This is a genomic window from Arenibacter sp. S6351L, assembly GCF_023016025.1.
Taxonomy (GTDB): Bacteria; Bacteroidota; Bacteroidia; order Flavobacteriales; family Flavobacteriaceae; genus Arenibacter; species Arenibacter algicola_B.
Map to the genome: position 1 here is coordinate 72,095 of NZ_JALKBB010000003.1, position 14,352 is coordinate 86,446.

General features: G+C 38.2%; 10 protein-coding genes. 3 read left to right on the plus strand and 7 right to left on the minus strand.

Going from position 1 to position 14,352, the window contains the following annotated elements; all coding sequences use genetic code 11:
- Positions 1-8 precede the first annotated feature (8 nt).
- The 7 genes from MWU82_RS03730 to MWU82_RS03760 form a co-directional block, all read right to left on the minus strand.
- Positions 9-1,715 (minus strand): sodium:solute symporter, encoded by a 1,707-nt coding sequence (locus MWU82_RS03730; RefSeq protein ID WP_215950122.1) that lies wholly within the window; start codon positions 1,713-1,715, stop codon positions 9-11.
- Between the two features lie 125 nt (positions 1,716-1,840).
- Complete coding sequence (locus tag MWU82_RS03735) at positions 1,841-4,351, minus strand: PIG-L family deacetylase (RefSeq protein WP_247095271.1); 2,511 nt, start codon at positions 4,349-4,351, stop codon at positions 1,841-1,843.
- 78 nt (positions 4,352-4,429) lie between these two features.
- Positions 4,430-4,978 carry a mechanosensitive ion channel domain-containing protein gene (locus MWU82_RS03740; RefSeq protein WP_215950124.1) on the minus strand — a complete coding sequence of 183 codons (549 nt, stop codon included), beginning with the start codon at positions 4,976-4,978 and terminating at the stop codon, positions 4,430-4,432.
- A 4-nt stretch (positions 4,979-4,982) separates the two neighbouring features.
- Complete coding sequence (locus tag MWU82_RS03745) at positions 4,983-5,933, minus strand: septum formation inhibitor Maf (RefSeq protein WP_247095272.1); 951 nt, start codon at positions 5,931-5,933, stop codon at positions 4,983-4,985.
- Between the two features lie 35 nt (positions 5,934-5,968).
- On the minus strand, positions 5,969-6,556 hold the full coding sequence (locus tag MWU82_RS03750) for a Maf family protein (RefSeq protein WP_247095273.1): 588 nt from the start codon (positions 6,554-6,556) through the stop codon (positions 5,969-5,971).
- A 4-nt stretch (positions 6,557-6,560) separates the two neighbouring features.
- Positions 6,561-7,088 (minus strand): HAD-IIIA family hydrolase, encoded by a 528-nt coding sequence (locus MWU82_RS03755; protein ID WP_215950127.1) that lies wholly within the window; start codon positions 7,086-7,088, stop codon positions 6,561-6,563.
- Entirely contained in the window at positions 7,072-7,836 is a 765-nt protein-coding gene (locus MWU82_RS03760; RefSeq protein ID WP_215950128.1) for a Rossmann-like and DUF2520 domain-containing protein, read from the minus strand. The genes MWU82_RS03755 and MWU82_RS03760 overlap by 17 nt, the downstream gene beginning before the upstream one ends.
- Positions 7,837-8,321: 485 nt before the next feature.
- Here MWU82_RS03760 and ccsA point away from each other — a divergent pair, with 485 nt between their 5' ends.
- The 3 genes from ccsA (at position 8,322) to MWU82_RS03775 (ending at position 14,291) form a co-directional block, all read left to right on the plus strand.
- Complete coding sequence (gene ccsA, locus MWU82_RS03765) at positions 8,322-11,498, plus strand: cytochrome c biogenesis protein CcsA (protein ID WP_247095371.1); 3,177 nt, start codon at positions 8,322-8,324, stop codon at positions 11,496-11,498.
- 157 nt (positions 11,499-11,655) lie between these two features.
- Positions 11,656-13,065: an MATE family efflux transporter gene (locus MWU82_RS03770; RefSeq protein WP_215950129.1), complete on the plus strand. Its 1,410-nt coding sequence runs from the start codon at positions 11,656-11,658 to the stop codon at positions 13,063-13,065.
- 53 nt (positions 13,066-13,118) lie between these two features.
- Complete coding sequence (locus MWU82_RS03775) at positions 13,119-14,291, plus strand: PLP-dependent aspartate aminotransferase family protein (protein WP_215950130.1); 1,173 nt, start codon at positions 13,119-13,121, stop codon at positions 14,289-14,291.
- Positions 14,292-14,352: the final 61 nt, after the last annotated feature.

The following is a 14,352-nucleotide window of genomic DNA, read 5'->3' on the forward strand; positions in this document are numbered from 1 at the left end:
GGGAAATATTACGCTTCTATTGGTGGATTTTTAAGAAGACGATCAAAACCTTCCAATATGGTCGCCAATACTATTATTAAGCAGCATCCGAAGGCATTTAACCATAAATAGGACATCCAATCGTAACTCCAGCCAATTATTACGATACATTGTGTTATTAAGGCCGCCACAAAAACGGCATTGCCCTTAATGAATTTAAGAAAGAAGGCGATCAGAAAAATACCTAGAACGTTTCCATAGAATATGGACCCTATAATATTGACTAATTGAATGAGGTTATCAAACAAGTTGGCCACACAAGCAATTGCAATAGCTATAACTCCCCACATAAGGGTAAATAACTTTGAAACCTTCACATAATGGGCCTGTGTAAATTCACCTTTCTTATTTCTTTTATATAAATCCAAAGATGTAACGGTTCCCAAAGCATTTAATTCAGAGGCGGTTGAGGACATTGCAGCCGAAAGAATCACGGCCAATAAAAGTCCTATAAGTCCTTTAGGAAGAAAATTTAAAATAAAATGAATAAACACATAATCCTTGTCATTGGTCTCTACACTATCATCGGCCATAGAGATTAATGCTTGGGCTGCCTTTCTATTTTCCTTGTCCTTATTGTTTATACTCACAATGTTTTGTTTGGCAACTTCAATGGCATCGTACTCCTTAAGATCAAGGGCTCCTGAGAATTTATTTTGGGCCATTCTTTTTTCGCTCTCCAATAACAAATGTTCTTCTTCCAATATTTTATAGTCCTCCGAATAGGAAGATTCCATTATGGCATTGGTAGCAGCTGGATTGAAGTTTAAAGGAGAATGGTTGAATTGAAAAAATATAAATACCATTACACCTACCAATAGGATAAAGAATTGCATAGGTATTTTTAGCAATCCATTGAAAATTAGTCCAAGTTGACTTTCCCGTACTGTTTTACCTGAAAGATACCTTTGCACCTGACTTTGGTCCGTTCCAAAATAGGCCAAGGCAAGAAAAAGACCACCTGTAATTCCACTCCAAAACGTGTACCTACTTGTGGTATTGACACTAAAGTCCAAAATATTCAATTTATCGCTGGCCCCCGCAATCTTCAAAGCCTTACTAAATGTAATGTCCTCCGGTAAATAACCAAGTATAAAAAAGAATGCGATAAACATCCCTGTCATTATAATGAACATTTGTTGTTTATGTGTAACACTTACAGCTCTGGTTCCGCCCGAAACGGTATAAATTATAACAAGAATACCTATTAAAATATTTAGGGTTCTTAAGTCCCAGCCAAGGACGGCGGAAAGAATAATTGAAGGTGCAAAAATGGTAATACCGGCAGCAAGGCCACGTTGAATTAAAAATAATAATGCCGCCAAGGTCCTTGTTTTTAAATCAAAGCGGTTTTCCAAAAATTCATAGGCGGTATATACATTGAGCCGATGATAAATAGGAACAAAAACAATACATATGATAATCATGGCCAACGGCAGACCAAAATAAAACTGAACAAACCCCATTCCATCATGAAAGGCCTGCCCTGGAGTAGACAAAAATGTTATGGCACTGGCCTGTGTCGCCATTACGGAAAGACCTATGGTCCACCATTTGGCATCGTGACCGCCAAGTACATAATCCGTTACATTCTGGCTTCCTTTTGTTTTCCAGACACCATATCCAACAATAAAAATAAGGGTTCCGACAAGTATGATCCAATCTATTGCAGCCATTTTATCGGTTTCCAGTCATTATTAAATAAAAAACAATAATATAGAGGATATTGAGCACCAATACCAAGGTATACTCTTTTTTCCAATCAAATTTTTCGAACATAATGATTCTTGTTAGATACTGCTTATTTTTGGGTCTCTTGTTTCAAGGAAAGTAGGTTGGCGAACAGCCTATAAGCCCCGGTTACACCCGCTGGCAACTCCCTGAAAAAACTTAAACCCGTATAAATATAGTTCCCCTTACCGTAAGGTGCAACTAATAGACTACCAGATAAAGCTGGTTCCCCTTCATCGTTCATTGAAAGTATAGGAGTAAACTCCTTGGACCATTCATCTGGGAAATACAGACCACGTTCCTGTACCCAGCCATTAAAATCGTTTTGGGTTATTTTATTTGGATAGTTGACAAGGGCATGTGTTTTGGCCAGTATGTTTACCTTGGAGGTTTCATCCGTAACCCTATCACGGGAAATGGATAAGGGGTAGGGGGCAAGGTTATCCATGTCCAATCCATTTCTGCCAGCTGTGTTATACTGAACAATTAGGTTGCCACCTTCCTTTACATAATCCAATAAATAACGTTGTTTAAATTTTAATTCATCCACCACATTGTATGCCCTTATACCAACAACAATTGCATCAAATTTGGCCAAGGATCCGGCCTGTATGGTAGTAGGGTCTATTTTGTCTACCTTATACCCAATTTGTTTAAGACTTTCGGGTATTTCATCGCCAGCCCCGTTTATATATCCTATATTTTCTCCATTCTTATTAATGTTCAATCGAACCACTTTGGTTTCGGAAGGCATCAACACAGATTGCTTGGGAATATGGTCATAGGATATTTCTATCAATTCTTTGGATATTTCCTTGCCATCCACTTTAATTATAGGAGAAATATAATTTTCATCCTCTGTGGAGGGTGGAGTAAGAAGAAAATTCAATATTCGTTGGTCTCCCTTTTTTGCTATTTCAAAAGGTTTTATTTCCTGATCCACTTTCCAACCTTTTCCAAAGCACAGCTGTAATTCCCCCTTTACATTGTCCTTAAGTGCTTTTATGGTAACAGGAATTTCCTTAGGTTCGGAATTGGCAAAAATGATTACCTTATCCTTAAAACTTGCCGTTGCCTCCGGTAATATTTCAAAGGGTTGATATATTTCCCCTTTTTCCGGTTTGGAGTATCTGTATACAATTGGCTTTTTAATATTTATGGTAAATCCGTTGAATTCCATTTCAAAATTTACCTCAAAGGCATTGGGAGTTTCCGGTTTTCCAATTAGATTTTGGTCCTTTACCGTATACATTCCAGTAGTTCCTTTATTGTTCAACCAATAGGGACTTGTGTAGTCCTTCTTGCTCGGAACATTTATATTTATTTGGAACAACTCTTTCTTATTTTCTTTAAGGGCTAATTTTTTATTTATAAGATTATCTGTGCTAGTGGAAACAGATATAAGATTAATATCGGCATTGCTTCTATTCAATGCTTCAATATCAATGGCGATATTACTTCCGGGATATGTGTTGGATTCTGCTGCAGTTGCTTCCAAATACAGTCCACAAACAGATTGGATAATGTCTTCCAACTCCTGTTTCTTGATTTTTTTCCAATGCTCGTCCTTTATTTGTAAGATAGCCTTATATCCTTCAATAAGCTGTGGCAGATGTTTTGACGGTTGGGCAAAATCAAAATTACTTTCAATTTCATATAAAATCTTCCCAACAGCTTCCCCACCTTCAACGCGCGACCATGTCGTATTTATTCCGTCGAAAATATCGGATTTATTATTTGGGAGGTCTCCCTTCAAAAGTTCTATATACTCATTCTCACTACCTCGCGTTGCCAATCTTCCAAAACCTTGGCACAAATGCTGGCTACTGGCAAGTGATGCTATTTCGTTGTTGGATACCCCCCTTAATGGATAGTAGACCCCAACATCCAGATCGATCATTTTGGATTTGTCCGCTTTTTGAAATTTGTCCTCGCTGCCATAAAACCACCAGGAGGTATTAAAAAAAAGTCGTTTTGGTTGCCAAACGTCTGTGCTTTTTAATTGTTCCGGATACATATTTGGATTGTTGGCCAAATCGAAAGCCTCAAAGCTAAGCATGGCCGAAGAGGTGTGATGGCCATGGGTAGAACCCGGAGATCTATGGTCAAATCTATTGATCACAACATCCGGTTTAAAATTGCGTATAATCCAGATGACATCACTTAACACAGCCTCCTTGTTCCAGATTTTAAGTGTTTCATTCGGGTGCTTGGAGTAACCAAAATCATTCGCCCTAGTAAAAAATTGTTCTCCGCCATCAATACGCCTAGCAGCCAACAATTCTTGTGTTCTTAAAACCCCCAACAACTCCCTTAGTTCGGAACCAATTAAATTTTGTCCACCATCCCCTCGGGTTAGCGATAAGTAAGCAGTTTTAGCCTTTACTTCATTGGAAAGGTAGGAAATTAGCCGTGTATTTTCATCATCGGGATGTGCAGCAATGTACAGGGCCGAACCCAAAAAATTTAATTTTTGAATGGAATGAAATATGTCCGAAGAAGTATTTTTTTTAGGTGCTTGAGCGTCAATAAGTTGGCATGAGAGTAGTATCCCAAAAAAGAATACCCAAGGAAGGCGCATATAATATATGTTTTAGTTGGTTCCCAAATATAAAAATATAAAATCCGAAGCCGTAATATTTACAACTACTTTAACACCTTAAAGAACCTCGCTGCTTTCCAAGGAATCTTCATAGGTTTGTGCCAAGGCTATTGCCTTCTGAAGCATCATGTTATTGGGGTAGGTAAATAATTCTCCATTTTGCCTTCTAAGATGAATATGAAAGGCCCTTATATCCTCAATTAGATATACTTCATTGGGCAATTCAATTTCCTTATCCATTATTTTAATTTTATCACCTATTTTAAATGGAAATGAGAAAAATAGAATAACCCCGGCAGTAACATTGCTCAATATGGACCATTGGGCAAAAAGGGCCACTCCTATAACAGCAAAAACCGAGGAAAATACCAGGCCGATATCCTTCATTTCTACCCCCCAAATCAGAATCAAAGCAACTATTCCAAAAGTCGTAAGGCCAACAGTGGAATATTTAACGATCAAGCGCGTACGAACCTCATTAATATCGCTTATTTTACCAACTTTTTGTATTGCTTTAGTACCTAAATACTTTAATATTAAAAGGACCAATAAGCATATACCCGTGCCTAATAGTTCATTTTTGTACTCCAAAAATAATGTTTCCATAAAATTATAATCCTAAACTATCGCGCAAAAATACATCACTATTTTTGTTTTCCTGCCAATAAGCCCTTTTTAATGTTTTTATTTTCGTTGCCTTGGTAGTAAGTGTTTGAGAATTGGGTCCAAACCCACTCTTATAACTTTCGGACCAGTTTTCAATGGTATGCGGGAAGGATTTCGAAAAGCTGATCGCCAAGGTTCTTTCCAATTCTGGATAGGTAATTTTGTAGGTATTCACATTTGCTTCAGTACTCAATTCAGCATTGGCTTCATAAGCTTTTAGTGGTTTGTGAGCCAGGCGCAAATATTCCATAGAGGGAACCATTTTTATAATACCAATAGGAAGCTTGGTGGGGTTGATCCTTATTTTATTCCAAATTTCATTTTCTAAATCCGTTTTATCCAATGTTATGGTTTGATCCCCTTCACTCTCAAAATAAGAAAAGGATTTTACCTCAAATTTATCCCTATTGTTCATCTGGGTAAATACCTGGCCGCACCACTCCTGCACGGATGTTGTGAGTTTGATGGCATGTTGATTATCCGATACGGGATAAAAACTACTATTCATTATAGAGTAGGGGTAGATGCCGGTTAAGAATTTTTTGGTGCTATTAAGTTTAAGTACAGAAACGTTATTGGGACTTGATTGATCTGCCTTCACCTGCTTGTCCGCTAAAAAAGGTTCGGTAACATATATTAAAACCGCACTACCATCTCTTAGTTCACCATAACGGGCCTGTTCCAATTTATATGAAGTTATTTCTGCTTTCCCTGCATACCAATAATCCTTGAACTCATCGGATAACTGATTTTTTGCCGGTTTAACTTCGGACATCTTCATATCATTGCCTATCAGGGAAAGGTTTTCAGATTCTTTGGTATTTTCCTTACAAGCACTAAAAAGAACCAATAATATTATTATGTGTACAAAGATGAAAGTAAAAAGCCGTTGCATAGTAATTAAATTTTTCTAAAATTATTCAAAATAACCTAATCCGCCATGGCCATTAACGTTTTGTAAACCAATTGGGTCGGCAGGCCTACCACATTGGTATAGGAACCCTGAATTTCTTCAATTCCAATAAGTCCTATCCAATCCTGAATGCCATAGCCACCAGCCTTGTCAAACGGATTATAGTTCTGAATATAGTTTTCTATTTCACCGTAGGTCAATTCTTTGAATTTAACCCTTGTGCATTGATTTACAATTTTTTGCCGGTCCTTGGTTGTAAAACAAACCGAGGTAATTACTTCGTGCCAATCGTTGGAAAGTGTCTTAAGCATAGAAAAGGCTTCCTTAAGATCGGCAGGTTTTGCCAAAGAGACATTGTTGTGCCAAACCACGGTATCGGAAGTTATGAGGATATCTTTGGTCTCCAGCTTATTTTCATATCCAGCGGCCTTTAATTTTGCCAGATAATCCGAAATTTCCGCACCCTTTAAATGATCTGGATATATTTCGTTTACATGTATTGGATGTACCGTAAAATCTATTTCCATTTCCCTAAAGAACTGTTGTCTTCTAGGGGATGCCGACGCTAGTATAACCCGATATTCCTTTACTTTGTTGTTGGACATATGGTTAATCGTTCTTGGCGCTGAAATTTTCGGCCCAATGCCCCCTCACTTTCAATACTTGTTCAATAACATCCCTTACACAGCCATCACCCCCGTGTTTATGGGAGATGTATTTGGACATCGCCTTTACTTCTGGCACAGCATTTTGTGGGCAGCATGGAATACCCGCCAATCTCATTGGTGGAATATCGGGGATGTCATCACCCATATAAAGAACATGCTGTGGATTAATATTATAAATATCCAAATATTCATCAAAAGGGTCTATTTTATGATGTGCCCCCATGTGTATATCGGTAACTCCCAACCCCCTTAAACGCAATCTCACGCCTTCGTTGGTACCACCGGAAATGATGCAGATATTATACCCTTGTTGAATGGCCACTTTTACAGCATAGCCATCCTGTACATTCATAGTCCTTAACATTTCCCCGTCCGAGGTGATCATAATTTTGCCATCTGTAAATACACCATCCACATCAAATACAAAAGTGGTTATATCCTGAAGCAGTTCCTTATAACTTTTGTCCATATTTCTCTCCTATCAATTTGCTTAACAAGCTGTAAATATCCTGATAATTTTTATTTTTTAACTGATTTAAATGGCTTTCTATAGTCTTAACATCGTTTCTTTTGGCTGGTCCGGTTTGGGCATCCAAGGGAGCTAGATAATCTAACTTATTCACGGTTTCTTTAATCAAAGGCTTTAACATGGAAAATGGCAAATTATGTTCCGTGCAAATGTCATGGCCGATCGTAAACAGATAATTGGTGAAATTATTTACGAAAACTGCTGCTAGGTGAAGCGATTTCCGTTGCTCGCTCGTAATCTCGTGCACTTCCAAACTAATGAGTCCCGCCAATATCTTCAACAGGTTCATGTCGCTCTTATCTTCGCCCTCAATACAGATCGGCACCTTTTTAAAATCGATTGATTTGCCCTCGCTAAAAGTTTGCAGCGGATAAAAGACCCCTCTATGATTTAAATCTCCAAGAGATTTTAAGGCAACACTTCCTGAGGTATGGGCCACTAAACCTTTTTTCTTCTTTAGGAAAGGTGCTACCTGGGCAATGGCATCATCACTTACGGCAATTATATATATATCTGCATCGGTAATTTTGGTGAAATCCGTCCCTGTTTCAACCTTATCCTTAAAATAGGCGAGGTGACCTTCGTTCCGACCAATAACCTGTAAAACATTTATTTCATCTACCCTCAAAAAGGCATTGAACAAATGCTTGGCAACATTGCCAGTTCCCAATAAAACAATAGATATCATATTCAAAAGTAAATATTAAATCAAAATTATAGGATTATGGGCGATAAGTTTTTTGAATGTTATTATTCAATAAGTTCCAAGGGCGACCAACGAGGTATTATTGGATGGTAAGTTCTGATGAAATGATTGGCAGCAAACTAAAACTGTCTTGTCTATGTTTTAATTCTTCACTTTATACAGTAAAACACTTCTTCGTATTTATATAAAATATTATGTAACCTAAACCTCTTCATATGTGTCCAAATGCAAATTGATTTAGCTACTGGTAGATTTGCACCTTGAGCCCTAAGGGAACCAAACATACCTTGAAAATGCAAAAGCACTTTTTTTTCAATTTACAATTGCATTGGGAAAGGGGTCTGATTTTATCCATCAAAAATTGCAACATGTTTTAAAAAAGTAAATACTCAATTAACAAAACATTTAATAATTAAACTCCTATAAAAATGTATTTTTGCATGTTTAAATCAAACCTTCTTGCCAAAATGATTGAACTCCTTAAAAAAATCTTCTTTTCCACACGTTTAATGGCTGTTTTATTTATTGCTTTTGCTACAGCCATGGCCTTTGGAACTTTTATTGAAAGCTGGTACAGTACGGAAACTGCAAGAATTTGGATATACAATACCACATGGTTCGAGGCCATCATGGTATTTTTTGTTATCAATTTTATTGGGAATATTGCTCGTTACAATCTATTAAGGAAGGAAAAATGGGCAGTACTTTTATTACATCTCTCTTGGGTTTTAATTATTCTTGGGGCATTTGTTACTAGGTACATAAGCTTCGAAGGAATGATGCCCATTAGGGAAGGAAATACGGAAAATGTTTTTTATTCGGACAAAACCTTCCTTACGGTATATGTGGATGGGGAAATTGAAAATGAGCCAAGTCGTAGAATTTTAGAAGGTGATATTTTGGTGACCGCAGAGGCCCTTAAATCCAATTTACCCTGGAATTCCGATTTTAACGGACAACCATTTACCATATCCTATGCGGGATTTATTGATGGTGCCAAGGAAGGCTTGATCGAAGATTCCAATGGAAAAGAATATTTAAAAATTGTTGAAGCGGGTGATGGACAGCGTCATGAACATTATTTGGAAAGTGGGGAGGTTACCAACATTCATAATGTGTTGTTTTCCCTGAACAAGATGACCGAAGGTGCCATCAATATTATTGAGTCTGATGGTGAATATCAGATTAAATCGCCCTTCGAAGGACAATTTATGAGAATGGCCGATCAATTGCAGGGAGAATTGTTGAAAGATAGTCTTCAAACACTGCAGTTAAGATCTTTATATACTACTGCAGGCATGCAATTCGTAATTCCTGAGCCAATTATCAAGGGATCTTATGGGGTAATTTCCATTCCAGAGAACGAAAAAACGGAAAATGACCTAGATGCCTTGATCGTGGATATTAGCAGTAACGGTGAAACTGTCCGCAAAAAATTGTTGGGAGCAAAAGGTGTGGCCAATTTTTCCGGGGAATTTGAAGTAGGAGGTTTGGACTTTAATCTTTCCTATGGATCCAAGGTGTATACCCTGCCTTTTGGAATTAAATTAAACGATTTTATTGCCGAAAAACATCCAGGAACAGAGAATAGCTATGCTTCATTTATGAGCAAGGTTACCATTGAGGACGACCGTCCATTTGATTACGATATTTATATGAACCATATTTTGGACCACAAGGGGTATCGTTTTTTTCAAGCTAGTTTTCACCCAGATGAAAAGGGTACCGTATTATCGGTTAATCACGATTTTTGGGGTACTTGGATAACTTATATTGGATATTTTTTATTGTATGCCGGGCTTATGGGCATTATGTTCTTTGGTAAGACCAGGTTTAAAAGTCTGGGTGCTTCCTTGGAGAAACTAAAAAACAAAAGATCCAAATTGGCTGTACTTTTTATTCTAGGAAGCAGTCTAAATATGTTGGCGCAGGAAAATGTGGAGGTAGATTCACATGCACATGATAACACTCCTACTGCCCAGCAGGTAGATTCCTTGTTGCACGCTATGACACCATCCAAGGAGCATGCTGCATCTTTTGGTAAATTGGTAATTCAGGATGCCGGTGGGCGAATGAAACCCATAAATACATTTTCCTCCGAATTACTGAGAAAACTAAGCCTAAAGGACAAGTATACCGACTTTAATTCCGATCAAGTATTTCTATCTATGATGCTCAATCCAAGGATTTGGTATTATGCAGAATTTATTGCTTTGGACAAGAAAGGACAAAATGATAGTATTCGTAAGATCATAGGTCTGGAACATGGCAAAAAATTTGCAAAGGCTACAGATTTCTTTGATGAAAAAGGGCAATACAAATTAAGTTCTTACCTTCAGGAAGCCTATGCAACCAACACCCCAAACCAATTCCAAAAAGATTTCAAGAGTTTGGATGAACGTTTGGTGCTATTGAATAGAGCGTTGGGAGGTGAAATAGTCAAGATATTTCCATTGCTTAATGACGACAATAATAAATGGATCTCGGCAGTGGAATATAGGGGAGGCCAATTCCAAGTATCGGATTCCCTTTACGCCAATTTTATTAAAAATGCCGTTCCCTTCTACCTAATGAGCTTGGAGAAAGCAGTGAAAACGGGCGACTACTCCGAGGCCGATAAATTGTTGGCCGCGTTCAAAAAGAACCAGGAAAACCACGGTAGTGAAGTATTGCCATCGGAAAATAAGATTAATGCGGAAGTATTTTACAACAAGGCCGATATATATAATAAGCTTTATAAGTATTATGCCCTGTTTGGTCTGTTAATGTTTGTTCTTCTGGTATTCCAGATTATTAAGGATAGAAAGGCACTCCGTTTTGGCATAGCCGGTATAAAAGTCCTAATTTATTTGTTTTTTATTTTGCACACCCTTGGATTGGCAATGCGGTGGTATATTTCCGGACATGCACCATGGAGTGATGCTTATGAAAGTATACTATATGTTTCCTGGGCAACACTGGGTATGGGGCTGCTGTTCAGTAAAAAGAGTGATATGACAGTCGCTGCGGCCACTTTTGTAACTTCTATGTTGTTGTGGATCGCCCACCAGAGTTGGGTAGACCCCTCAATAGCCAATCTAGTGCCCGTATTGGACAGTTACTGGTTAATGATCCACGTGGCGGTTATTGTTGGTAGTTATGGTCCCCTCACCGTGGGTATGATCCTAGGAGTGGTGAGCCTGTTGTTGATTATAATGACGAACGACAAGAACAAGGAAAAAATGGACCTGAACATCAAGGAACTTACCATTATAAATGAACTGTCCTTAACGGTAGGTCTGGTTATGCTGACCATTGGCAATTTCTTGGGAGGGCAATGGGCCAATGAAAGTTGGGGTCGATATTGGGGATGGGATCCCAAGGAAACTTGGGCATTGATTTCCATAATGATCTATGCATTTGTGATCCATACAAGATTGATTCCTGGTTTACGTGGTAAATGGATGTTCAATTTCCTAAGTGTAGTTGCCTTTGGAAGTATTATGATGACCTATTTTGGGGTAAATTTCTATTTGGTAGGACTTCATAGTTATGCCAGTGGGGCACAGGTTATTACCCCTACTTTTATTTATTACACCGTTTTTGGGGTAGTGGTATTGGGAGCTGTAAGTTATTGGAGACATAAAAAATTCTATGCCAAGTAATTTTGAAATGTTCTTGATTTAGTGCAATTTTGCTTCATTATGAAGTAAAGGAATTATGTTTTTTATAGATGTCATAACAGGAATGTTAAGAGTTCATAGGGTGAACTTTTAATTATTCATGATGTTTATTTTCTTCGTTTAACATAATTTCACACACATGCCGGATACAAAAAAACTTACTCCAAGTATTCTATATAAGTATTTTATTATTGCCTTGACGGGCAAGGACTCTGAGTTTACTACTGGGAGCATTAGAAAGGCCATCTTTATGCTTTCCATTCCTATGGTATTGGAAATGTTGATGGAATCTATTTTTGCATTGGTTGATATTGCCTTTGTATCTAGGGTCAGTGTCAATGCCGTAGCTACAATAGGCCTTACGGAATCCGTGATTACATTGATTTATGCCATTGCCATTGGTTTAAGTATGGCTGCAACGGCAATAGTAGCTAGAAGGGTTGGTGAAAAAAAATTACAAGAAGCTAGGGAATCGGCGGTACAGGTAATCCTTTTAGGGATCACTGTGGCCATTATCACCGGAATCTTTGGCGCTATGTACTCCAAGGAAATCTTGGGTCTAATGGGGGGGAGCCCTGAACTTATACAAGAGGGCCAAGGATACACCCGGCTGATGCTGGGAGGTAATATCACTATTTTGCTTCTGTTTCTTATAAATGCCATTTTCAGAGGAGCGGGGGATGCCTCGGTTGCCATGTGGATATTAGTGCTGTCCAACGGTCTTAACATTATTCTTGATCCAATTTTTATTTTTGGATGGGGACCAATTCCTGAATATGGAGTTATGGGCGCTGCAATTGCAACCAACATTGGCAGAGGAACTGCGGTTTTGTTTCAATTGATAATTTTGTTCTATGGATGGAGCAAAATCAAGATTCGTATATCGGATATTGTAATCCGAATTAAAGTGATGCTAAACATCATTAAAGTTTCTGCTGGAGGTATTGCTCAATTCTTGATTGGAACGTCCAGTTGGATTTTTTTAATGAGAATTATGTCCGAATTTGGCAGTGAAGTCCTAGCCGGTTATACCATAGCCATTAGGGTTATAATGTTTTCCTTAATGCCTTCTTGGGGGATGAGCAATGCTGCGGCAACTTTAGTGGGGCAAAATTTGGGTGCCAATCAACCTGAAAGGGCAGAAGAATCTGTATGGAAAACCGGTAAGTATAATGCCATATTTATGTTTTCAATTTCATTAATATATCTATGCTTTGCAGAAAAAATTATTATGCTCTTCAATACCACTCCACAAGTGGTTGAATATGGAACCTTATGCTTACAGATTATTGCGGCAGGATATGTATTTTATGCCTATGGCATGGTGCTAACACAAGCATTTAACGGAGCTGGGGATACAGGAACCCCTACCAAAATTAATTTTTTAATATTTTGGGCATTTCAACTTCCCTTCGCGTATGTTATGGCTATCACTTTTAATTATGGGGCAGTTGGAGTATTTGCGGCAATTTCAATAGCCGAGGTTTTGCTTACCGTTATCAGCTACATACTTTTTAAAAAGGGTAAATGGAAAAAAATTAAGGTATAAGCTAATTTTGTAACTTTATACACCATTATTTTTTATCAATTTAAATAGATAGAATGAAACAGCAAAAAAAAGGCCTTAATACCATCTGTACCCATTTTGGACAGCTGGAGGACAAGGAATTTAAAGGAGCCATTTCCCCATTGTATATGGGAACCGCCTATGCCTTTGAAGACATCGATGTTAAGCGCTACCCAAGATATTTCAACACTCCCAACCAGGTGGCCTTGGCCAAAAAAATAGCGGCCCTGGAACATGCCGAGGCTGCATTGATTTTTGGTAGCGGTATGGCCGCCATCAGCACGTCCCTATTGGCATTTTTAAAGGCGGGGGACCATATAGTAATACAAAAGATTATTTATGGTGGCACCTATAACCTAGTCGTGGAAGAATTTGAAAAATATGGGATATCGTACTCTTTTACGGATGGTTTTGGTGCTGAAGATTTTGAAGCAAAAATTAAGGACAATACCAAAGTTATCTACATTGAGACTCCATCAAATCCTTTATTGAATATAACCGATTTAAAGGCTGTTGCCGATATTTCAAAAAAACATGGTCTTGTATCCATGATCGACAATACTTTTGCCAGCCCGGTAAATCAAAATCCTATTGATTTTGGTATCGATGTGGTAATACATAGTGCTACAAAATATATGGGCGGGCATTCCGATATTTGTGCGGGAGCCGTAGCTTCAACGGAAGCGAATATAAAAAGGATATTCAGTTTGGCTAAAAATTTTGGAGGTAGTCTTAGCGATTACACCGTTTGGTTATTGGAGAGGAGTATTAAAACCATGGGTATCAGGGTAAGGGCCCAGAATGCAAATGCCCAAAACATGGCGGAATACCTTTATGCCCATAAAGATATATCTGCGGTATATTATCCTGGCCTGCCTTCACATCCGGACCACAACATCGCAAAAAAGCAGATGAAGGGCTTCGGAGGCATGTTGTCATTTGAGCTGAATGCTGATTTTAATGCTTCCAAATTTCAAAAGTCCCTAAAGTTGATAAAACCTGCCATGAGTTTGGCGGGAGTGGAAAGTACTGTACTTTCCCCAACCTTAACTTCACATTCCCTTTTGAGTGCTGAAGAGCGAAAGCGACAAGGAATTGCCGATGGGTTAATACGCTTTTCCGTTGGAATAGAAGAAACAGAGGATTTAATTGCAGATATTGAACAGGCCTTGGAAAAGGTAAGGAAGGAAAGGGAATTGGCTATTTAGATTCACGTACGCCCTAACAATTGGAGAAAACATACAATTAATAAAATTGAAGTTTTACGAG

Excerpts from the sequence above, each read along its gene's own strand:
- ccsA (WP_247095371.1), top strand. The coding sequence starts at position 8,322 with ATGATTGAACTCCTTAAAAAAATCTTCTTTTCCACACGTTTAATGGCT.
- MWU82_RS03755 (WP_215950127.1), bottom strand. The coding sequence starts at position 7,088 with ATGGACAAAAGTTATAAGGAACTGCTTCAGGATATAACCACTTTTGTA.
- MWU82_RS03750 (WP_247095273.1), bottom strand. The coding sequence starts at position 6,556 with ATGTCCAACAACAAAGTAAAGGAATATCGGGTTATACTAGCGTCGGCA.
- MWU82_RS03745 (WP_247095272.1), bottom strand. The coding sequence starts at position 5,933 with ATGCAACGGCTTTTTACTTTCATCTTTGTACACATAATAATATTATTG.
- MWU82_RS03740 (WP_215950124.1), bottom strand. The coding sequence starts at position 4,978 with ATGGAAACATTATTTTTGGAGTACAAAAATGAACTATTAGGCACGGGT.
- MWU82_RS03730 (WP_215950122.1), bottom strand. The coding sequence starts at position 1,715 with ATGGCTGCAATAGATTGGATCATACTTGTCGGAACCCTTATTTTTATT.
- MWU82_RS03735 (WP_247095271.1), bottom strand. The coding sequence starts at position 4,351 with ATGCGCCTTCCTTGGGTATTCTTTTTTGGGATACTACTCTCATGCCAA.
- MWU82_RS03760 (WP_215950128.1), bottom strand. The coding sequence starts at position 7,836 with ATGATATCTATTGTTTTATTGGGAACTGGCAATGTTGCCAAGCATTTG.
- MWU82_RS03770 (WP_215950129.1), top strand. The coding sequence starts at position 11,656 with ATGCCGGATACAAAAAAACTTACTCCAAGTATTCTATATAAGTATTTT.
- MWU82_RS03775 (WP_215950130.1), top strand. The coding sequence starts at position 13,119 with ATGAAACAGCAAAAAAAAGGCCTTAATACCATCTGTACCCATTTTGGA.